The organism is Bacillus sp. SDLI1, from assembly GCF_001553895.1.
Classification (GTDB): domain Bacteria; phylum Bacillota; class Bacilli; order Bacillales; family Bacillaceae; genus Bacillus; species Bacillus siamensis.
Genome location: NZ_CP013950.1, coordinates 4028465 through 4050100, shown reverse-complemented (window position 1 = coordinate 4050100; position 21636 = coordinate 4028465). Strand labels below are relative to the sequence as shown.

Below are 21636 nucleotides of genomic sequence, written 5' to 3'. Positions count from 1 at the left end.
TTTTGAGGTGATAAAAATTGATTAGAGAAAGCCTCTATTTTTTATTTAATAACGAAAAATCAAGTGACTATGGCGTCACAAATGTTAATACTGATTCAGGCTTAGTTGAGGAACCGTTCTTAGGCTCAAGAACAGTCAATGAAACTTATGTAAAGGGTCGACCTGAACCCTACACTGAAGGTGTTAAACAGGAACCTAAGCAATTCCCATTGAATTTTTATCTCGGTGATCACTTTGATGAAAAGAATGTACGAGCAATTAAACGTTGGTTAAGTGTAGATGATTATAAACCTTTTGCGTTTAGCCAAAACCTTGATATCGTTTATTATGCAATGCCTGTAGATACATCTGATTTGGTTCATAATGCCGCCCGCAATGGCTATGTCCGGTTAACTATGAAATGCAACTCCCCTTACGCTTACAGTCGAAATGCAATCACTCATGCATTTGATATATCTTCTGGTACTGAAATTGTTGAGTTGCATAATAAAGGCGATGTAAACATCTTCCCCTCTTTAGAAATATTGAAAATTGGTGATGGTAACATAAAAATCGAAAATCTCAGTGATTTCTCTGAACCATTCGTATTCAGCAACTTGAAAGATAAGGAGCTCTTAAAAATAAACGGCGAAAAAGAAATCATTGAGTCCAATCTTTATGGGAATGAACGCTATGATGATTTTAATGACCAGTACTTGAGAATGGGCTTCGGAAGAAACAGATTAAAGGTTACAGGCAATTGTAAATTAAGATTTTCATTTAGATACAAGTATTTGTAGGAGGGGTTAGACATTTGATTACAATTCGTAAAGACACGGAAATTAAAGATATTCGTCTTTCCCTAGCTAAACCAAATAAAACAAAGGTCGCAAATATTGATGAAGTGATCAATCCTATGGTAACGCTCAATCACGGCAGTAATGTGCACGAATTAACATTCTCAATCCCTTTGACTGCTACTTACGATGGTGTAAATAAACGGAATCATGTTGTTGATCTATTGAGGCCTTGGTACTTAATAAAATCAGAATTTTATGGACTTACAATCTGGTTTACAGTAGTCAAGAAAACCAAATCATACAGCAATGATATGGACACTATCCAGGTTGAATGCAAATCACTTCAATATGTACTTTCTAAGCAAGGTGTCATTAAGTATGAAGAAACTTCGAAAAATCTTAAAGAGGCCGCTACCGACTGCCTAAAAAATACTGAATGGTCTATCGGTTTCATTGATCCCCTCTTCAATTTAAAATACAGACAGTTTGATATTTCTTCTTCAAACAAGCTTGATTTTATGTATTCGATTTGCGAGAAATTCGAAGCGATTCCTGTTTTTAATACAATTGACTGTACAGTTGATTTTTACAAAGAATCTGATGTGTCTAAATATAAGGGACTCAAAATAACCCCTGCCCAATATATGATTTCTCTGGATGACATTGAGGATATGGATGATGTCGTTACAAGGATTTATGCTACAGGCAAAGATGGATTAAGCATCAACTCCGTAAATCCAACCGGACAATCATACATAGACGATTTTTCGTACTTCCTCTACCCTTTCCAGCGTGACCAGAAACGAAATGTAATTCAAAGAAGCAATTACATGTCTGATGCTCTTTGTCATGCAATTTTAGATTACAATGACCTGGTTAATAAAGAAGGCAGCTCTTTCTACAAGCTTTTAGATGAGAAAAAGAAAGCCGAGGAAAAAGAAACATCATCGAATAATGACCTATATACGTTGCAGCTTGATTTCCAAAAGATATTGGACAGGATTACAGTTGCAAGTAAAGCCGGCGATGATACTACTGATCTAATAAAGCAAAGAGATGCTAAATCAAAAGAAGTTGAATCAAAAAAAGAAGAAATTAAAGCAATACAAGCTTCTATTACACAAATTTCAACACAGATTACCGCCCTTAAAGATAAACTGTCTTTTGAAAAGAACTTCAGCACTGAACTCCAGAAAGAACTTTCAAAATACATTATTACAGCCGAATGGTCTAATGACAGTATCTTTGATGAGAATGAATTATATGACGCTGCAAACGAAGAACTTGAAAACCGAAATGCACCAGCTGTTAATCTAGCATTAGGTTTAGTGAACTTTTTCAATTGCATTAGTGAAAAACATAATTGGGACAGGTTTTCTCTTGGCGACATCGTAAGGGTACAACAGAAAAGCTTCTATACCGATGTAAAAGCAACAATAACAGCTATTTCGATTGATTTTGAACAGTCTAACTTGAGCGTTACAGTTTCAAACGGTAAACGCGCTTCATCGGATTTTGAGAACATGCTGAAAACAGTTTATCGAACAAATAAAATTAGCACGGAGACAAACAAAAGAAAAATCAAGTACGATGAGGTTACTGAAAACTTCAACCGACGTAATGACAGGATTGCTGTTAAACCAGCCTCCCCTATTATTGCAAAGGACGGAACTGCTATTTCTCATACGACCAATGATGACGGTTCTGTTGATGTAACTTTCCAATGGGACTATGTTGAATCAGACGAAGATCAATACAATATTGATGGTTTTGAAATATATCTGCATGGAAGCAGCAAAAATGAAGAGTACGTTTTTGGCTCAAAAATGGCAAGTGAAGACCTGAAGAATGTAAAGTATGACAAACGAGCTACTACATTTACAGGACTCCCCTCCAATATGTACTACACAATTGGTATTCAAGCCTATCGAAGAGTTGATGCAGATATAGAGATAACTCAATTCATTGGATCTGACATCGTAAAATCCCTTCATCCAAACGAAAACCCCTACCTCCCTTCTTCTACTGTAGAAGTTAAAGGAAAGCTTAATGGCTCGAAATACACTGTCTCCTCAACTGAACCAGAAGAGCCTGAGGCAAACGATTTATGGACTAATACAGTTACAGGTGTTGTTTCATCTTACGACGGCGAAAAATGGGTTTCCAGTGATCAAAAAACTGCCGAATTAGTTGAAACCACAGCAGCACAAGTTGACACTAAGCTGTCCGACTATGATAGTCGTGTTCAAAACATTGAACTCAATAACCTTTTGGTCAACCCCTTGAAATGGAAAGGTGGAAATGTTTCAGCATTTGGCCGTAAATACTATGCCGATGCCAGTTATGATTCAACTGTTTTAAACTTAAATACAATCACTATTCCTATCCTTATTAATGCAGTGGATGCTTCAGACTCAAACCCAACTGTTGTGGATTACACTTATAACGAAGCGTGGGATATGATCCCTAAACTCAAAAATGACGGGTACAACATTATTTTAGAACCCTACCCCTTCATCGCAAATGGAACGATAGCTGAAACCGATTGGGCACCTTCTGATCTAGACCAATGGTTCGCAGCATGGAACAGCATCCTGCAAGACTTCGCTAAAAAATGCGAACAATTTAAATTAGACGGCTTATACATTGCTTCAAACTTAGTTCATATGGAAGACTCAACAGAAAAGTGGAAATCAGTTATTACAGGCCTAAGGAGTTTGTTTTCTGGCAAGATACTCTACCGGACAAACTATTGGGTAACCGCTGAGTGGGCTCCTGAAACGATTGCCGCGTATAACAAAAAGCTGAACAATCCTATATTTGGACTAGTCGATATTATTGCAATAGCAGCTTACTTTGAATTAACTGATAATCGAAATCCATCTGTCGATCAGTTAATTGATGCTATTTATAGCGTACCGTTATACGGGCGAGAACAGAATATATTCAAGGAAATCAAAGCATTTTATGATAAATGGAATAAGCCGATCTTCTTTGGTGAACTTGGCATCCCACCTTACAGTAACTCTCCTGAACAGCCCCATAACGCATTCGGTGACCTAGGGGAATACAATGAATCAATTCAGGCGAATTGGTTTGAAGCATGGGTTAGAGTTTTTCAAGCTCAAGATTGGTGGCAAGGATATTCTGTATATGCAATTTCAGATGAGAAGTCTGTGTACAATGTAATTGGCAAGAAAGCCGAATCCATTATCAGAGGACAAACATTAGGCGGTACAAAAGGCAGACTACAGAGCTTAGAAGAAAGAGTCGCGCACTTAGAAGAATTGCTCAAATCAATTACACAATAAGAAAGGACGGTGAATTTAGTTTGGATTTTCCTCAGCTCTATAACGATCCCACCCTTTCTCAAAAAAGGAAGGGCTCAATCAATGACCCTTATTTAAGCTATAGTGAAACTTTAACTGTTTACAATGGTCGAGTCTTACTTACAGAAGTGCCTAACCGTGAGTACAGAGTCGAGGTTAGTGGTGACAGTAAAGAATGGCGAGAAATTGAAGATGGTGAATTAGAAGACAACTACTTTAAGGTTGATTACCTTATGGGAGTTGTCTTTTTCAATGGTTCAAATGAAGGCAAATCACTTACTTTTACATATCAAGGAGAAGGCGCATCCTTCTTCCCTGCCTCAAGAATTTGGATTAAACGGCAAGGAAATATGGTCATTGAAACACTTCAAGGCTTAATTGATGATGCTGAAGATGCCATTATTCGTATCAACGAACGTATTGCTGAATGTGAACGTGTCACCAAGAGATGTATTGAAATAACAAATTGGTGCAGACAAGCAACATCAGATTATGAGTATGTAGTTGAAAATACTAGGAAGATTTACTTGCCGTTTGTGTACACCTATCAGGATTTATTAAACACTTATCCTTCCCCTCAAATTGGTTGGACTGTCACTGTAAAAGAAACAGGTATTGAATATAGATGGGATGGTTTCGACTGGATAAATATTAGCATCTCAGATAAGTATGATGGTTTCAACATTGTTTCTAGCTATGTAGAGCCTTACAACATCAGGTCAGTATGGTTGAGAACCAACAATGCTCCCAAAAAGATGAGGATAAAACCATCTGTAGAACCCCCTGACGGAAGCATGGTTTGGATTAGAAAAGGATAAGGAGGAGTATATATTGAACGACAATTTAATTCCCGTAAACACAATGGGTTATATGGACGAAGAAACAGAGCAATGGATACCCATTGATGCTATAGGGTTAAAATCAAATAATATTAGATATACTGCAGACGATATTCAAGAGGCTTTTGAAAAAGCTTCTAAGGATATTAAAAACGTAATAAGCACAGTCGATTCTGGTTTAACAGATATCACAAACACTATTGGAGACATTTCAAAAATCCCTGCATCCGGTGCAACAATTGTTGATAAAGTCTTAAATGAATTTATCAGACGAAGTGTCAATGTTCAGGATTTTGGAGCTAAGGGTGATGGTGTCACTGATGACACTGAAGCTTTCAAAGCTGCCTTTGCAAGTGGGAAACGAGAGGTTTTTGTACCCGCGGGTATTTATATGGTTCAAGGATTACATATCCCCTCTTATGTCAGACTTTACGGTGTTGGATCAGGATCTATTATCAAACTTCACCCAACTGCTACCGGAACATCTTGTGTGTTAACCAATAGCGACTACACAAACGGAAACGAATATATCTTAATTGAAGACTTAGACCTCGATTGGAATTTAGACAAAAAGGACAACACCATTACAAATGGAACAAATGCAAACTGTGTGGGTATTGTTAACTCTAAATTTGTTCGGGTTAGAAACGTCAATGCTCGTAATCCAGGTGTACACGGTTTTGATGTAAGCTCCCCTGTTTGGAACTCTTCTTCTGATGGAGCAGATCATTATCAGCCAAATGGTAGCAAATATGTTTGGATTGAAAATTGTACTGCAACTAACTATGGTGATGATGGCTTCACAACTCACTATTCAGACTACATCTTCTTCACTAACTGTTATGCTTATGACGCTAATGGATCCGCCCACAGTAAAGGAGCTTCAAATGCAAATGGTTTTGAAATTGATGATGGCTCTAAAAATGTGTGGCTTGTGAACTGTTACAGCCGAAAAAACTGCAGAGGTTTTGAAGTCAAAGCTCACAACAGAGCACCGGCAGCAAGAAACGTAAACCTAATTAACTGCTATTCCGAAAATGATATCCGCGCTTTCGACTTTAGACATATTGGCTTCCACCTAGCCTCCGAAAAAATCTCCACAAGTGCTTTTGACATTAATGTCGTTAACTGCACTGCACAACACCCTATTTTCAGTGACCTTTACCAAAGTTTAAATCCTCGAGCACTTGTCATTTCCGCTTATAGAAATGTCAACGTATCAAACTTCAATGCAATTGGTGATCCGACGTATGATTATAAGAATACTACAGTAATCTCTACTCAATATAAGAGCAGAAATATCAACCTAAGCAACATCACTGTTTCGGGGTTTACAACAGCAAGTAACGATATCTATGTAATCGGTGGAGCTCAAAAATCAGACAATGTAAACATCTCGAATGTAACCATTAATCAATCTGCACTAGTGGGTATTGCTGTTGGAAGTAAAGTTGGCTCAGTCAATATCAGCAACGTTAACATGACGGGAACAAACAAATCAGGTTCAATTGGCGTTTATTGTACTAACTCCCAGGCCAATATTAATGCTACGATGTGTGAACAATACGCTACTCCCAGTAAAATTGCCGGGAAAACCTACGCATTTATCCCGAATAATTTCAAAGGTGGTACACGGATTGCGACGACTTCCGGCTACGCTAAAACAAATACTAGCGTCGTAATGGCATCTTCAGGTGGCGGTCAAGCAACTGGTGACGCTTCTGCCGTTATTGCTACAACAGGCGGTTCTAAAGCAGAAGGGCCACGTAATGCAGTTATTGCTTCCTCCGGTGGATCTAAAACAACAGCTGAAGGAAGTCGCTCATTGGTTGTTGCATCAAATAATTCTTCCATTGAAGGATCAGGATCTTCTAGGGTTGTTATTGGATCACAATCTGTAATAAACAGAAAAGGTTATACCACTATATGGGGATATGGAACATCAGATACCCCTTCCACCTCGAACATTAAAATAGAACATGATGCGATGAGAGGAAATGTTGCCTTAGCCGGTCAGGTTAAAGGTGCTTCAACATTTGCTGATTATGCGGAGTATTTCGAATCTGCAGATGGAAGAGCAATTCCTACCGGATATATGGTCACACTTGATGGGGACAAAATTAAGAAAGCGAATCTCGGTGACAAGGTATTAGGGGTTATATCTGAAACAGCTGGTATTGTGCTCGGAGAGTCTTTATTTAATTGGCAAGGAAGATACCTCAAAAATGAATTCGGCGGTCTTATTTATGAGGATACGGATGTAACATTTGTGGATTCGGAAGGTATACAAAGAACAGAAATAAGAAGGTTACCAAAAGAAAACCCCAACTTCAACGCCAATGAAGAATATGTTCCACGATCTGAGCGTCCTGAATGGAATATTGTCGGTATGTTTGGACAGATATTCGTTCGCATTGATGAAACAGTTCAAAACGGCGACAGAATTGTACCTAAAGCCGGAAAAGGATCAAAATCCTCTGATGCTTCAGGTTATCCGGTAATGAAAATAACTACACCTTATACAAAGGAAAGAGGATATGGTGTCGCTGTCTGCTTAATAACACCCACAGTTTAATTTAGTGTCCTCTTTAAAGGAGGTGGTTATGTTCTAGTTAAAATATAAATTTTATTCAATTTACAGCATTCAAAAACAGAGATAACAAGAGCATATGTGAGATAAAGAGAGATTGGGATTTGCCCCCTTCTCTCTTTTTTGTGCTCAAATTTAATTTAGGAGAGATGTTTAATATGGCTATTCAAGCGAGACAAATGTTAGTATCCCCAGACAAATATTCAATCAAATGTCCATATGCATTATCTGCTTCATTCATCACTTTTCACAATACATACAACGACGCACCAGCGCAAAATGAAGTTAGTTATATGATCGGTAACAATAATGAAGTTTCTTTTCACTTTGCTGTAGATGATAAAGAGGTTGTTCAAGGGATTCCTACAAATCGTAATGCATGGCATACAGGTGATGGATCAGGTGTGAATTCAGGAAACCGGACTTCTATCGGTGTAGAAGTTTGCTACTCTAAATCAGGCGGAGAACGCTATAAAAAAGCTGAAGCGTTGGCTATTAAGTTTATTGCACAACTCCTTAAAGAACGTGGATGGGATGTGGATCGAGTTAAAAAGCATCAAGACTGGTCTGGAAAGTATTGCCCTCATCGAGTTCTTGATGAAGGCCGTTGGAATGCTGTTAAAGCTGCTATTGCTGCTGAATTGAAAGCACTCGGCGGAAATACTTCTTCCTCATCTTCAAAGCCAACAAAAGTAGTTAAAACAAATGGTTCTTATGTTAAAAACACAGTTATCGCTGACAGTCTTAATGTGAGAACCCAACGCAATGCAAACTCCTCTATTGTACTCGCTCTTCCTAAAGGCTCCACTGTCCAATATCAAAAGGGATCAACTCAAAACGGTTGGGGATATATCAAATATACAAACTCCAAAGGTGCTACATACAGCGGATACGTAAATGTGAAATACATTAAAAGTGATGCTGAGCTTGGACAATCAACCCCAAAGCCTAAATCCACTTCTAAGCCTAAAAGCAGTGGTATCAAATCTGTAGGCAAAATTAAAATTGTCGGTGTAAAAAGCGCTGCAATCGTTATGGACAGACCCGATAAAAACAAAGCGAAGAACCTCGGCACTGTGAAGCTGGGCGATACACTCTGCATTTCTGGCTCAGTGAAAGGTTCGAACAATGCTAAGGGTTATTGGGAAGTTATCTACAAAGGTAGACGTGGCTACATCTCTGGACAGTTCGGGTCAAAAATCTAAATATATTTAAAAATCTTTGAGGATGATGGTTGATCAAGGTATATCAATGATTATCCTCTTTATTTTAGGAGGTGATGTAATGTCACCTTTCTATTTTATCAAAGGTTGGTGACAAATGGATAACTTTGAGCAAAGCACCATTTCAAGATTAAGTGCACTTGAAGAAAAAGCTAAGCACACTGATAACAAAATTGACTCTCTTGAAGAAAGAACAAATGTTATTGGTCGTATTGCTACGCTTGTTGAGCAGCAAGTCGAAATTAATAAGGATTCTCAAGCACAATCAAGAGAACAGTTCAGCACTCTGAACGAAATGAGCAACAGTTTAAAAAACCTGAGTAAATCATATGAAAAACTGGACAATCGAGTTGAAATATTGGAACGCTCTGATTCTACTCGCAAAATTGATCCCTCTCAGTTTACTAAAGACCTTGTGTTTAAAGTACTGCCCAGTGTAATTGCGACTATTGTCGCAGCCTGGTTACTCATACATTTTGGGCTTAAATAAAATGAACAGGAGCGAATTTCATGACTAAAATTAACTGGAAAGTAAGACTTAAAAAGAAAACATTCCTGGTTGCAATCTTCTCTGCAACTCTTTTGTTTGCACAAGCAATTGCATCAGCTTTTGGATACGACATTTCTATGTTTAGTGATGATCTCACTGAGAAATTTAATGCTTTGCTTACATTTTTAACTGCAATGGGGATTGTAGTAGATCCGACCACTACAGGTATCTCAGACAGCGATCAAGCAATGGAATACACAGAACCAAAATAATTTGGGGAGTTTATCTCCCCTTTTTTTCATTTTTAATAAGAAAGGAATGATTGTTGATTATGCAAATAGGATCTGGATATATCGGGAGTCCCATGCTTGAGAAATCAGAATCTAACCATGAAGTTATCCCTTCCCCACCTGCAACCTGGACGATTAAATATTCTTTCTATAAATTCAGCTTTTCGAATGATCAGGAATGTCACGTATCAATCAATGGTGGTGATCCTATCTATTTAAGAGCTGGTCAAGGCTTTCAAATGGACGCTCATGATTCACCTATCACAAGCTTCAAGATTTCTGAGTCAGGAATAACATATAACTTTTTGGGGGCGCATAAATGAGTTTCTTCAATCCGATGGTTAATGTCTCAATTGTCACTGGGAAGTCTGCTTATGATATTGCAGTGGACAATGGTTTTTCAGGAACTGTAGAGGAATGGTTAGCTTCATTAAAAGGTGAAAAAGGCGATACTGGAGCTACAGGTGCAACCGGGGTTAAAGGTGCTACTGGCGCTGCCGGTAAAGATGGAAAATCAGCATATGAATTAGCTGTTCAACAAGGTTTCTCAGGAACATTAGATGAGTGGCTTGCCTCACTGAAAGCAACAGCAAACTGATCACGTACCCTTCTCTAACGAGGAGGGTATTTTTTTCGTTTCGTTCAAAATCGAATTATTGATTTGTTTTTAATTTTCACTCAAATCCCCTTTACATTTCTTTCCTCTAATGCAACTATATAATAAAATGGATATGAAAGGGGTTTAGGACTTGAAGAGTGAAAAGGTCATTCCTTATGATTTAGTAGCAACAAAGATGAATCATTGGTATGTGGCTATTAAAAAGAATTGGGTCGGTAGAGCAGAAGAAATGCGGAAAGAAGTTATGCAGGAAATAAAAATTATGGAAGAAAATCAAGATGTTTTACTATACTACTCCCTGCTTGAGTTTAGACATAAGTTAATGTTGGCATATATGTATCCTAACGCTATAAAAGACATTGAGAAAAATTATGGTGAGTTAAAAGCATATGAAGGCCATGAAAACTTAACAGGAATGCTCGAATATTACTATTATTTTTTCATGGGCATGTTCTATTTTAGACAAAAGGAGTTGGCATTCTCCCTTAATCACTATAGACAAGCTGAGAGATATTTGGATTCAATCGAGAGCGAAGATATTGAAGTTGAAAAAGCTGAATTTTATTTTAAATTATCAGAAGTGTATTACCACATGAAACAGACTTATTTTTCAATGAATTATGCCATGAGGGCTTACGATATATTTAAAAAGCAACCTGTTATTGACGGTAACCCTACATACGGGGTACAAAAGGTACGCTGTCAATTCGTCATATTTGGTAATTTATTGGACAGTATGAAGTTTGATGAAGCTTTAAAGCAAGCATACAAAGCGTATCAGGAAGCAGTAGAGCTAAACAAAAGTGAAAAGAATCGTGGGCATTTGATGCGTTCAGCACTGTTTAATATTGGATTATGTTATAATCAAATGGAAGAACTTGATAAAGCATTTTTTCACTTTAATAAGTCACTTCAAATCATTGAGCCGGAAAATCATGATTACGCTGCTAAAACATTATTTGTTATCTCCTTCTTAAAGGGAAGGCAAAATGACATTGAAAACGCAAAAAAATTTTATGAACAGGCCAAACAGTTGGCTGAACGGCATAACAATGAAATGGTGCTTGAAAAGTTAAAAATGGTTAAAGGACTTTTCTTGAACTATGATTTAGACTTAGTTAGGAAAACATTCGAGTTCTTCAAAGAAAGAAGTATATACCCTGACATGGAAAGCTATGGTGTCTCTGTAGCAGATTTTCTCACTGGAAAACAGGATGCTTGGGGTGCAGTTGAATTTTATCGTTTGGCAAATGAAGCAAGAAGACAAATCAAAAGGGGAGAAGCAATATGAAAACTAAACTATTTATCTGTGCAGTTCTATTATTCGGCGTTGCCGGAACAGTGGGTGCTTCCTATCTCCAACAACAAAATGATACGTTCAAGGTTGCTGAAAGAGCCGAAACGTAAAAAACTAATGACTTTGTAAGGAGAACAGAGGGAGCTACTCTCTGTTCTCATGATTTATGTCCACCCGTCAAACCTGCTCTATACAAAGCTGTTCCACCAGGTGTATATGAAACAGCTCGTAAGATCGCTTTAGATCCGTATTTGTTTCTTATCCCGTCCATAACAAATCCAAGCTTTCTTCTTTTCTCATTATCTTTTTCAAACAGACTTAATTGTTGATTTACATCATCTTCAATATTGGATAAGGTAACTGAAACACTTCGCACCGTTTTGCCTGTATAGAACTTATCAAACAACATCAAGCAATATCGATAAATATCCATTGTGATATTTGTAGGTAAATCAATCGTTTTAGCTCTGTGAAAACCACCGCCGAACTCATCTTTACTGTAACCGATTCCCAAGCTGATTGTACGCCCCACTTTATTATGTGTCCGTGCCCTTCGAGCAACCTCTTCACATATCTCCAAAAGGACTGCCTTGATATCCTCTTTCTTCGTATAGTCTCTAAGTAAGATCTGACTTTTCCCGTAGCTAATTTGCCCCTGCATCAAAGGAGCTCCAATTTCAGAAAGGTCGATTCCATGAGCATGATAATAAAGCTGATTGCCCATGATGCCGAATCGTTTTTCAAGCAGCTCTAATGGATATTTAGCTAATTGGCCAACAGTTGATATCCCCATCCGGTTTAAATTCCTCTCCATCCTCCCTCCTATTCCCCACATTTCAGATAATGGATGAACACGCCAAAGTTTTTTCGGAACATCTTCATATCTCCACCGTGCAATCCCAGTCTTGGTTTTCTTGCTCTCTAAATCAAGAGCTAACTTACTCAGCAGCATATTGTCACCAATACCTACAGTACAAACTAAGCCAAATTCTCTCTTCATACAGTTCTGAATCGCTTCGGCCATGACTTCTGGATTTTCTTTTCCTGCATCTAAAAAAGATTCATCAATTGAGTACGTGTGTACACATGTTTCAGGAACGAACCTGTAAAACAATTTAGTGATCTCAGTTGAAACTCTGATGAAAAGTTTCATTTGCGGATTTACTATGTGAATTCTTGGATCATCTGGAATCTCAAATAACCTGGATCCCGTTTTGATTCCATAATCTTTTTTAAGTGCAGGAGATGCTGCTAAGACAACACTTCCCTGTCTTTCTGTATTCCCGACTACAGCGAGATAACATGTCATTGGATTCAATCCCATTGTTACAGCTGAAACTGAAGCATAAAAGGATTTCATATCTACACAAAGTATATTTTTACGTGGAAACTGTGAGTAATCAATCATTGTAAGCAACTCCTATGATGTCATTCATGGTGATGTATACGGTTTGATCGTGATGATCTTTTACGTGTAATTTGTGTTGTTCGTAATTGAGGTATTGAACTGTACCGATTAAATCTTCGACAATCCCATTTTTAAAGAGCTTGAACTTCAGTTCTTTATTCAGCGCCATTGCTTCAGAAACCAAGATGTCAATCTCCTCAATTTGTTGTTCATCTAAAGACGGTTTCTCCATTTTTGAAACATCTAACAAGTCCTTTTTTAGTTGCGTTAAATGTTCTGGAAGCATCATGGAAGTCCATTTGATCGTCCCTCGATCTCTAAGCATTTTGAATCACTCCTTTATTGATCTAATATTAACAGAACAAATGTTCTTTATTCAATATAAACAAGAACAATAGTTCGATGTAATTGTTGGAAATGTCTATTCATCACCTATGCTATGGTCTGCTCTAGTCGAGACATTGAATTCTCTCCAATAGGCATGGGAGCGAAAAGAAATCCGCAGGAAAAGTAAACACACAGCCGCATTCTTTCTGGCAGCTGTGTGTCTTTATTTATCTTTACCAGGTTCGGATTTCTCCTTTTTTTCATTCGGCAGCTGAATGGAAGGCGTCACACCTGATCCGCCGCTTCCGTTATAAAACTGTGGCACCTCTCCTTGAATCGCTTTAATGGAGACTGGAATATTATTTGTCACGACTGATGTCTTACTGGCAAACGGAATAATGACCTTTACTTTAATTTCCACAAAGATGCTGATATCGATCAGGGCATTGTTAATGCCGTAGGGTTTTATTTTTGTTTTCACATCAGTTAACGCATCGCCGATCAGGTTAAAGCGCACGGGGATTTTCGGCCCCAGATTTCCGAGAATGCTGTTTCCCGTGACCTGCCCTAAAGGGATGTTAATCATAATTTCATCGGCCGTTTTCGCGCCTTTTTCCGTTTCGTGCTGCTTATTGTTCGACTCCGCTTCCTTCAGATGAGCCTGAAGCTGCTTTGTCACTTTCGCCTTCATGCTGTTGACCATTTGTGTATTAAAATCCATCGTTGTGACTTTTTCGTTTTCATCCGTTTTCATATCGACCATATCTTTCACATTGTCGCTGTGAGACATGTATTCTTCAATGGATTCCGTAATAACCTCTGTCGCCACCCGTTTGGTTTCCATTTCTCCTATGTTCATCAGTACCGGTTTGATTGAGGAGTTGATCATCCAGAGGCTGATGACCGTCGATATGATGAAAAAAGAAAACGACAGAAGAAGCACATACCGAAAAGGCAAAGGCCCTCTCTTGCGAAGAGCTCTCCGGTATCTAGGCAAGAAAAATCCCCCCCTTACATATCACAATGTATGCTTGTAAGGGGGGACATAGTAATTTATTTTCACACTTAAAAACTCCGGCACAAAGTGTCCCTTTTCTTTCGGATCACGCAAATGACTGGCGATTTTTTTATATCCTGCTTATTTTCGTTTTTCTAATCCTTTTTCTTTTCATATCTTCATTAGATATTTTTGTTTGCATCTCCATAACACTTAATTGGCTTTTTAATATCTTAATGTCTTGTTTATTGAGCACTGGTGGCACATTTATTTCTGCCCTTTTGCCACTTGTTAATGAAAACTTTAAAACCTGTTTAGCTAAAGTAAATTCCAACGCCAGATTCTCCCTTAATTAATTTCAATAAAAATTATAAGAGCCTAGATGCACTTATACAATAAAGGTTACATGATATTGTCTTAATCATCAAATTTTTTCAATTGACTGATTCAGCTTGGTAATCTGTTTCCTATAATCACAGACATATATTTGGAATTAGTGTATAATGATTCCTGTACATTAAAGCATGCTCACTCAAGGGAGTCTTGCTCATCCCCTACGAAAGGGGGTGATGCTTATGTCAACATTTCAGGCATTAATGTTAATGCTTGCATTCGGGTCGTTTATAATTGCCCTGTTGACGTATATAAATAAAAAATAGACCTCCCTTGAGACTGGAATCCTGAAGGGACAGGTCTATCACGAATAACCGCTGAGCAAGCCCTTTGATGGGTAGCTTTTTGTACAGAACCGGGGTGCTACCAACACCCTGGTCTTTTTATTTTATGCATTTCTTATGAAAGAAATACACTGTAACCGATCAAATATCTTACAGTTCTGATTATAACACATTAAGTGAAACCATTGAAATAATTTGCAATAATTTGTTTATGGATAAAACCATTATTTTGATTGCGAATGCTTACTCTTTCATCATCCCATACAATTGCAAAACTTTTGTTTAGTTGTCTAAACTAACTTTCAATACATCAGCCAGCATGGCGTTAAAATCATTAAATTTGTTCATCTTTTCAGTGATATCGTGTATGCTCATTCCAAAATCCCCACTTAGATCGGGTTTTCAGGATAATCAGCTTTATATTTCTCAATTATCCCTTTTAGAGACACATCAGACGGTTCCTCGCCTAGATACTTATGTTTCCATATGATGTGTTGATCACTGAAGCTATAATCAGTGCTGAACCAATCAGTGTAATCAAAACTGATATTTAATTTACCTGTTCTTTCAAGGCTTAGCGTAAACGAATACCATAATTCTTGATCGTTCTCCTTGAATACTTCTCGCATCTTCTCACTCAGATCAAACAACTTTCTCTTTTTCTCAGTAAAGTCATCTTCATCAATTGTGAAAATAAAAGGTACTTCTAAGCTATACTTGTAATTTTGTGGCTCGTCAGGAGTATTGTAATAAAAATAAGTTCCTCCTCCTGTTTCCGAAACTTGTGCATAAAACCAAAACTTTTCCCATTGTTCGGGGATCATTTCATTTATTGTTTCTGCAATCTCTTTATATAGATTGTTTAGCTCAGTCTCCATCATATGCATCGCCCAATGTACTAAAATCATCCCTTAACCAATACCAGTGCTCACCCTTATTCTCAAGCAGTCGCTGTATTAAATCAGTAAATGAAGTGGCTATTACCTGTGTTTCACCAACAATTCCATGTCGATCAAAAAAGCTGTCGTAACACTTACCTTTACGATCTTCATTTAAATCAATTGTTAGATATTCTCCTTTTCCATCCGTACAAACAATATACCACTCGGAGGAAATGTCTTCTTCACAAAGTTCCCCAACAATAACGGGATTAGCCAATTTAAACTCAGTTGGTCGTACTATATATATTGGATAATCCGCATTTTCATATAAAACTGCTCCACCGCATTGCTCATAAAATTCACTAACATCTCTTGGTAGTTGATGCTTCTCGTCTATTGTCGGGAGACCGTCAACTTCAAACAGCCGGCAGTCTGATGTAGAAGCAATCTTTTTGATTAACATATCAATACTCATATCCACACCTTTGTATTACTTTTATTTAATTGTCTAAGCTAAATTTCAATGCATCAGCTAGCATGGCGTTAAAATCATTAAATTTGTTCATCAGCGTTCCAGAGGGTTTATCAAGCTCTAAGTATGCATTCTCAATTACATCTAAACAATACCAAGCTGTATCTGAGTCACCAAAAAACAGATATTTTTTCTGCTCATCATTTTCGTGCCACTGTTCATTTGTTTCAAAAAAACCATAAACTTCTTCATCATTTTCTTCTCTCAGTAATTCCTGATCCAATCCATAGATTACCAAGCCATTAAAATCTAATCCATTCACAGTTCGAAGGAATTTTTTATATCCAGAAGGAAGCTCATTTACAGGGAACTTACCTAATACTGCTTCTTCAAAATTTCTTATTTCTTGATCTGTAACAGGAGAATTTAATTCATCTCCATACTTTGCTTCAGTTTTTCGAATTTCCTCTAATAAATTTACCCACATAAAACTGCCCCCTTATTTCTCGCTTGGATATATCTCACCATTAGGAATAGGCCAATTAATCTTCTTTGTTTGCCCCGGTGTCAAACCTTTTGTTAACGAGTTTTGCTCATTAGTTATTGCTTTATGATAAGGGTCATTTTTGATCAGAATCAAGTTATCCAAGTCGTTTGTTCCACCGTCATCTAGAGGAAGCTTATGGTGAACTTGATATCCTTTTGGATTTAACCCATCCTTCATTCGGGCAATATCCTTATCTGTTAAGCCGGCCTTCTTAAGTTTCTTAACTTTATTAGGATCATTTGATAGACCTTTTAAAAATTGTTTTTTAATAGAACTGTTGAACTTTCTTCTAAGTATTGCTGTTTCTTCTGGGCTTCTCTTTGTATAGCTAATTTTCTTAACTTTAACATCTTTTAAAAGAACCTGTTCACCTTTTAGTGTTCCTATAAAGTCATCGCTACCAGCCGATTTATATAGCACACTGTTCTTCTCGTCTATCGCTTCTTTTAATATTGATGTGTTTTTAACATTATGAGTGTTTTCTATATCCTGAAGGATACCTGCATATGCTAATTGGTTATTATTTAATGAAAAAGAATTACTGAAGGCTTTCCCTTTATCAATCACAGTCTTTATGCTTTTAGTAACTGCTTTTTCTCCAGCCCCTAAGACATTATCAACCTTGGTTGCTCCAGTTGCCGCTATCTTACTTGACCCTTTAAGAATAGAGCCTCCACCTTTTAATCCAACAAGGCTTCCCACAGCATAAGTAATAAAGTGTGCTCTTGAATAGGCATCACCATTGACCATTTTATCATTCCATGAATCGGATAGATCTTTCCATATAATTTTAGCATAAGATGGTGTTTGAATTATGGCGCCAGTTATTTTTAATAGCTTCTGCTCATCAGAAAGCTGTGAAAATTCCCAAGTACCAACTGCCAAGTCTTTGGCACCAACTACCGTATCCTTAACAATATCATATGCCCCTATGCCTACACCTTTTAAAATATCCCAAGTCACTTCTCCGGCTTCTTCCATCTGTTTTGCTTGTTCAAGCTGAATGACATATTGCTGTTGGGAAGGTTCAAGGTTTTCATAACCGATTTTCTTCGCGATTTCCAAATACTCATCCGGGTCGGTTACACCATCAGCCAGCTTTTTCTTCAGATCCTTGATTTCCCGCTCTTTCGCCTCTTCCTTTTTAATCGTCAAATAAGCATCCGAATGTCTTGCAATCTCGCCTTTTTTCTTATGTATGTCGCTTTCACGGTACGCCTTGGCGTTATAGTGAAGTGGTGTTGCATCTTTCCCCTTGCCCGTGGCATTTTGGAGTTGCTGAAAGTCAGCCTGAATGAAATGTTCATTTGCCTCGGTTTCTGCATATTCCTTCGTTAGATCATGATCGAGCTTTCCGAGCTTGTGTATGGTATTGTCCCGTTTCTTGTCTGCTGAATCCAGCTTTTGATCGACATCCTCTGTCGAGAAAACATCAAGATAAACAATATCGCTTATCTCATTAAGAATATCCCTCATTTCATTCCGCTGCTCTTGCATGATGGCTTTTGATTTATTATTCGCATGAATCAACTCATGTTCTAAAAATGACTCTTCCACAAACGAATTGACTAATCCTGCATCAGCTACTTTTCCTGAGATACTGTTTAGAAACGCAATTTTCATATCGATCAGATCAAGCCAGCTGTCTGTTACACTAGCGTGATCTTGAAAGAATGCTTTGATGTTATCAGCACCTTTGCCCGAAAACTCACTGTCATCTAGATCAGCCATTCCCTGAAATGCTTTTCTGAGATTGATAAATTGTTCCCTGACCTGATCATATTCTTTTGCTCGTTTCTCCGCTGCTGAGATTAACGAGGATGCTTCAAATACTTTCATATCTGTCTCCTTCCCACTTAATCTTATCTAAATTTTACCACATTAAATTACATGTAAGGAGAGCTTCTTCCTTTTGTTGAAGGTCTCTTTCTTAGGAGATTTGAACTTTAACAAAATCTTAAAATAGGCTTAATTAAGTTGATAAAAAATGGAAAAGGTGATACTATCCTCACGAAAGGAGTTATTAATTGTAAAATATATTATTTATTTACATCCTAGATACTCATAACAGGTTTAAACAGAAGAAAAAGGAGTGTAAAACCATTATGAAGTATGTGTCAAAAAGCATTTGGTTAGTTGTAATAGCTCTCTCTTTATTATTCTCTTGCTATCCCCTCCATGATGTAAAGGCAACGGCAAACAAAGAAATCACTGACAATAATGCAACTGGCATTGACCTTAACAAACGTATCTCAACAGTAAATGAAAAACCGCAAAACACCGATTCATCTAAAAGAGAATTAGCCGGATCAGAAAGTAAGCTACAAAAAATCGCTAAGGAACAAGGAATGGATGTTGAAAGTTCATACCAAACTTATATAGCTTATGACAAAGATGGTAATCAGACATCATCTGGACAAGTCACCTCTGAAAACCAACGGAAAACTGTTGAGAAAAAAGCAAAAAGTATTATCTATTTCAGTCACACTTTTTTAGGTGGAAAAGTTAATAAAGTGATGCACGGAGTTGAAATTTCAAAAATAGTAGGAATTCCTCCTGCGTCAGCAGAAGTACATCAGGGTTTATGCAAGAGTGGCTATTATAACAAACAGTTTACTTGCCCCCATACTATTAGAAAGACCTTTGTAGGGACTCAAGTAAAAAAGGGATCGGAAGTTCATCAATTTATTAATGTAAACAAAACAACATTTTGGAAGTATACTGGCGGCGCAATTGCTACTTGGGCAGGGAAAAAACCAACTGTTAGAACGATATCCTGGACTGAAGGATTATACCTAACGAATATGAAGGGAATGTTTTTCCCCTCCAATTACACAGATAAGCAATCAGGATTAAATATATTAGCTCCACCTAATGCATTTATTAAATGGGTGCCTAGCGATAAAAGAGTAAAATGGGGAACTACAGAACGCAAAGCATATAGGAACTGGTATGATAAAAAATACGGCAAAAAAACTTGGGTAAAATTTGAGATTCATCATCAACTACCTAGAGAGTACGGTGGAGGAAATCAGACAAGCAATTTAATTCCTATCGATGTGAATTTTCACAGGAAAGAAGTAAATCCATGGTGGGCTTCTTATACAAAAAAGAAGTAAAATTGTAGATGAATGTGTAGATGAAGACTCCTATGCGGAGTCTTTTTATTCTGAAACCAGTTTATAATACTCTCGGATATTCGGATTCACTTCCCAATATTTCGTTCCATTAGAAGACACTAACATATCAAACCATATTTCAAAATTCGAATCTAAGTTAATCGCATCTTCAATATCATCAATTGAGTCTAGATATAGCATATAACCTAATCCATTTTTTGATTTGTTTGTGTCTATGACATATCTTCCATCAAAATGATATCCAATTAAAACGTATCCCTCTGGGAAATCTTGAACCTCATTATATTCAATGATTCCCTCTAAGCTAAGTATTTCAATCCCATCAAACATTTCCATCCCATTGTGCTGTAACAAAAACTCTTTATAGTCATTAGGGAAGGTAACACCTAGCTTCTGTTCTATATCGCTAATTTCTTGAGGACTAGCAGGATCTTTGAAATGAAAAGTAGCATCTTCCATGACATATCCTCCATGATGAAACATAGGGAATGTTCCGTATTTAGAAACAGCTTCCTTTATTCCATTAAGAGTCATTTGAATTAACTTCCCTTCTTCCATATAACTTTCCCTCCTCTAAGGTTTAGACCACTAAATTTTACCACACAACTTTATTTGAGTGTTTTAAAATGACAAAATCGAATTTACAATCTTTGGTTTTATACTTATAATTAGGAAGGTTTGTCCGATATAGAGACATAACAAACAAATTTGGGGGAATTACAATGAAGAAATGGTTGTTAGGTATTGCCGCATTATCTCTAAGCTTTTCTTTGGCTGCGTGTGGGTCTGATTCTGCTTCTACAGATAAAACAGATTCAGATAAAGCTAAAACAACGCAGCAAGAAGAAAAGAATGCAAAAGAGACAAAGGCAGACACCCAAGCAAACGACAAAAGCAATAATGACAAGAATGAAAAAGCCGAAAATGCTACAAAGAAGGATTCGTCGGATAAAAAGACATCTGAAAATAAGAAAAAGCTGGTCGATGTAACGCTTAACAGAACAGTTGACGGAGACACAATTAAAGTTAACTATAAAGGCGAAATCAAAACAGTTCGTTATTTGCTGGTTGACACTCCTGAAACTAAAAAGCCAAACTCTTGCGTACAACCATATGGTGAGGATGCTTCAGCAAGAAACAAACAGCTAGTCAACAACGGCAAGCTTCAACTGGAGTTTGATAAAGGAGATCGTACAGACAAGTATGGCAGAATGCTGGCTTACGTTTATGTGGATGGCAAATCAGTACAAGAAACACTGCTTAAAGAAGGATTAGCTCGAGTAGCTTATGTATATAAGCCAAACACGAAGTATTTAGACACGTATAAGAAAGATGAACAGGTTGCTAAAGATAAAGACTTGAAGATTTGGAGTAAGAATGGCTATGCAACTGATAAAGGATTTAATGGCTGCGCAACGAAACCGAAGAAATCAGTAAGTGTATCTAAGCCGGCTCAAAAGTCCGTTACAACACACCAATCCGAGACACATAAATCGAGCTCAAACAGTTCACATTCAAGCAGTTCAGCATCAAGCAGCTCTTCTAACTCTGTACAAGCCTCCCCTTCTGCTGGAGGAACAGAACACTTTGCAAACTGCACAGAGCTGAGAAAGAAATATCCGCATGGAGTACCAAGCACTCATCCTGCTTATACATCTAAGATGGATCGGGATAATGACAACTTTGCATGTGAGAAGAATTAATCCATTTTGAAGCCCTCTGAGGCTTCTT

The 21636-nt window shown here is 37.5% G+C and carries 21 protein-coding genes; 12 read left to right on the top strand and 9 right to left on the bottom strand.

From position 1 onward, the window contains the following. The first annotated feature begins 17 nt into the window (after positions 1-17). The 9 genes from AUL54_RS19780 to AUL54_RS19735 all read left to right on the top strand — a co-directional run bounded on the left by AUL54_RS19780 (position 18) and on the right by AUL54_RS19735 (position 11450). A complete protein-coding gene (locus AUL54_RS19780; RefSeq protein ID WP_060964938.1) occupies positions 18-779 on the top strand; it encodes a phage tail domain-containing protein in 762 nt (253 codons plus the stop codon). Between the two features lie 14 nt (positions 780-793). Next, positions 794-4090, top strand: coding sequence for a DUF7359 domain-containing protein (locus AUL54_RS19775; RefSeq protein ID WP_235588385.1), 3297 nt, complete (start codon positions 794-796; stop codon positions 4088-4090). A gap of 20 nt (positions 4091-4110) precedes the next feature. Next, positions 4111-4926: a hypothetical protein gene (locus tag AUL54_RS19770; RefSeq protein ID WP_060964937.1), complete on the top strand. Its 816-nt coding sequence runs from the start codon at positions 4111-4113 to the stop codon at positions 4924-4926. Positions 4927-4939: 13 nt separating this feature from the next. Continuing rightward, positions 4940-7522 carry a peptidase G2 autoproteolytic cleavage domain-containing protein gene (locus tag AUL54_RS19765; RefSeq protein ID WP_235588384.1) on the top strand — a complete coding sequence of 861 codons (2583 nt, stop codon included), beginning with the start codon at positions 4940-4942 and terminating at the stop codon, positions 7520-7522. Between the two features lie 173 nt (positions 7523-7695). Continuing rightward, the gene (locus AUL54_RS19760; protein WP_060964936.1) at positions 7696-8742 is read left to right on the top strand and encodes a peptidoglycan recognition protein family protein; all 1047 of its coding nucleotides are present in this window, start codon (positions 7696-7698) and stop codon (positions 8740-8742) included. A gap of 115 nt (positions 8743-8857) precedes the next feature. Beyond that, complete coding sequence (locus AUL54_RS19755; RefSeq protein ID WP_014417852.1) at positions 8858-9250, top strand: hypothetical protein; 393 nt, start codon at positions 8858-8860, stop codon at positions 9248-9250. 20 nt (positions 9251-9270) lie between these two features. Continuing rightward, the gene (locus AUL54_RS19750) at positions 9271-9522 is read left to right on the top strand and encodes a phage holin (protein WP_060964935.1); all 252 of its coding nucleotides are present in this window, start codon (positions 9271-9273) and stop codon (positions 9520-9522) included. Positions 9523-9859: 337 nt separating this feature from the next. Then, positions 9860-10138, top strand: coding sequence for a hypothetical protein (locus tag AUL54_RS19740; protein WP_022553060.1), 279 nt, complete (start codon positions 9860-9862; stop codon positions 10136-10138). Positions 10139-10289: 151 nt separating this feature from the next. Further along, on the top strand, positions 10290-11450 hold the full coding sequence (locus AUL54_RS19735; protein ID WP_082761658.1) for a response regulator aspartate phosphatase: 1161 nt from the start codon (positions 10290-10292) through the stop codon (positions 11448-11450). A 163-nt stretch (positions 11451-11613) separates the two neighbouring features. Here the strand turns inward: AUL54_RS19735 and AUL54_RS19730 are convergent, their stop codons facing one another. The 4 genes from AUL54_RS19730 to AUL54_RS19715 form a co-directional block, all read right to left on the bottom strand. Continuing rightward, positions 11614-12864, bottom strand: coding sequence for a Y-family DNA polymerase (locus AUL54_RS19730; RefSeq protein ID WP_060964934.1), 1251 nt, complete (start codon positions 12862-12864; stop codon positions 11614-11616). Continuing rightward, on the bottom strand, positions 12857-13189 hold the full coding sequence (locus tag AUL54_RS19725) for a YolD-like family protein (RefSeq protein WP_060964933.1): 333 nt from the start codon (positions 13187-13189) through the stop codon (positions 12857-12859). Before AUL54_RS19725 ends, AUL54_RS19730 begins: the two co-directional genes overlap by 8 nt. A gap of 225 nt (positions 13190-13414) precedes the next feature. Further along, the gene (gene yunB, locus AUL54_RS19720) at positions 13415-14188 is read right to left on the bottom strand and encodes a sporulation protein YunB (protein WP_060964932.1); all 774 of its coding nucleotides are present in this window, start codon (positions 14186-14188) and stop codon (positions 13415-13417) included. A gap of 130 nt (positions 14189-14318) precedes the next feature. Then, positions 14319-14522: a hypothetical protein gene (locus tag AUL54_RS19715; RefSeq protein ID WP_021493638.1), complete on the bottom strand. Its 204-nt coding sequence runs from the start codon at positions 14520-14522 to the stop codon at positions 14319-14321. Positions 14523-14757: 235 nt separating this feature from the next. On the opposite strand from AUL54_RS19715, the gene AUL54_RS20970 reads away from it, so the two are divergent. After that, positions 14758-14847 (top strand): putative holin-like toxin, encoded by a 90-nt coding sequence (locus tag AUL54_RS20970; RefSeq protein ID WP_076982784.1) that lies wholly within the window; start codon positions 14758-14760, stop codon positions 14845-14847. Positions 14848-15254: 407 nt separating this feature from the next. Here the strand turns inward: AUL54_RS20970 and AUL54_RS19710 are convergent, their stop codons facing one another. Genes AUL54_RS19710 through AUL54_RS19695 form a run of 4 tightly spaced genes read right to left on the bottom strand, consistent with a single transcriptional unit; the run spans position 15255 to position 18604 of the window. Further along, a complete protein-coding gene (locus AUL54_RS19710; protein WP_045208009.1) occupies positions 15255-15743 on the bottom strand; it encodes an antitoxin YezG family protein in 489 nt (162 codons plus the stop codon). Next, positions 15733-16221, bottom strand: a complete 489-nt coding sequence (locus tag AUL54_RS19705) for an SMI1/KNR4 family protein (RefSeq protein ID WP_060964931.1) — start codon at positions 16219-16221, stop codon at positions 15733-15735. Before AUL54_RS19705 ends, AUL54_RS19710 begins: the two co-directional genes overlap by 11 nt. 25 nt (positions 16222-16246) lie before the next feature. Further along, positions 16247-16705, bottom strand: coding sequence for a YrhA family protein (locus tag AUL54_RS19700; protein WP_060964930.1), 459 nt, complete (start codon positions 16703-16705; stop codon positions 16247-16249). 12 nt (positions 16706-16717) lie between these two features. Beyond that, positions 16718-18604, bottom strand: coding sequence for a T7SS effector LXG polymorphic toxin (locus AUL54_RS19695; RefSeq protein ID WP_060964929.1), 1887 nt, complete (start codon positions 18602-18604; stop codon positions 16718-16720). Positions 18605-18870: 266 nt separating this feature from the next. Here AUL54_RS19695 and AUL54_RS19690 point away from each other — a divergent pair, with 266 nt between their 5' ends. Beyond that, a complete protein-coding gene (locus tag AUL54_RS19690) occupies positions 18871-19884 on the top strand; it encodes a hypothetical protein (protein WP_235588383.1) in 1014 nt (337 codons plus the stop codon). Between the two features lie 45 nt (positions 19885-19929). Here the strand turns inward: AUL54_RS19690 and AUL54_RS19685 are convergent, their stop codons facing one another. Then, on the bottom strand, positions 19930-20364 hold the full coding sequence (locus AUL54_RS19685; RefSeq protein WP_076982859.1) for an SMI1/KNR4 family protein: 435 nt from the start codon (positions 20362-20364) through the stop codon (positions 19930-19932). Between the two features lie 263 nt (positions 20365-20627). On the opposite strand from AUL54_RS19685, the gene AUL54_RS19680 reads away from it, so the two are divergent. After that, entirely contained in the window at positions 20628-21608 is a 981-nt protein-coding gene (locus AUL54_RS19680; RefSeq protein ID WP_060964928.1) for a thermonuclease family protein, read from the top strand. Positions 21609-21636 lie beyond the last annotated feature (28 nt).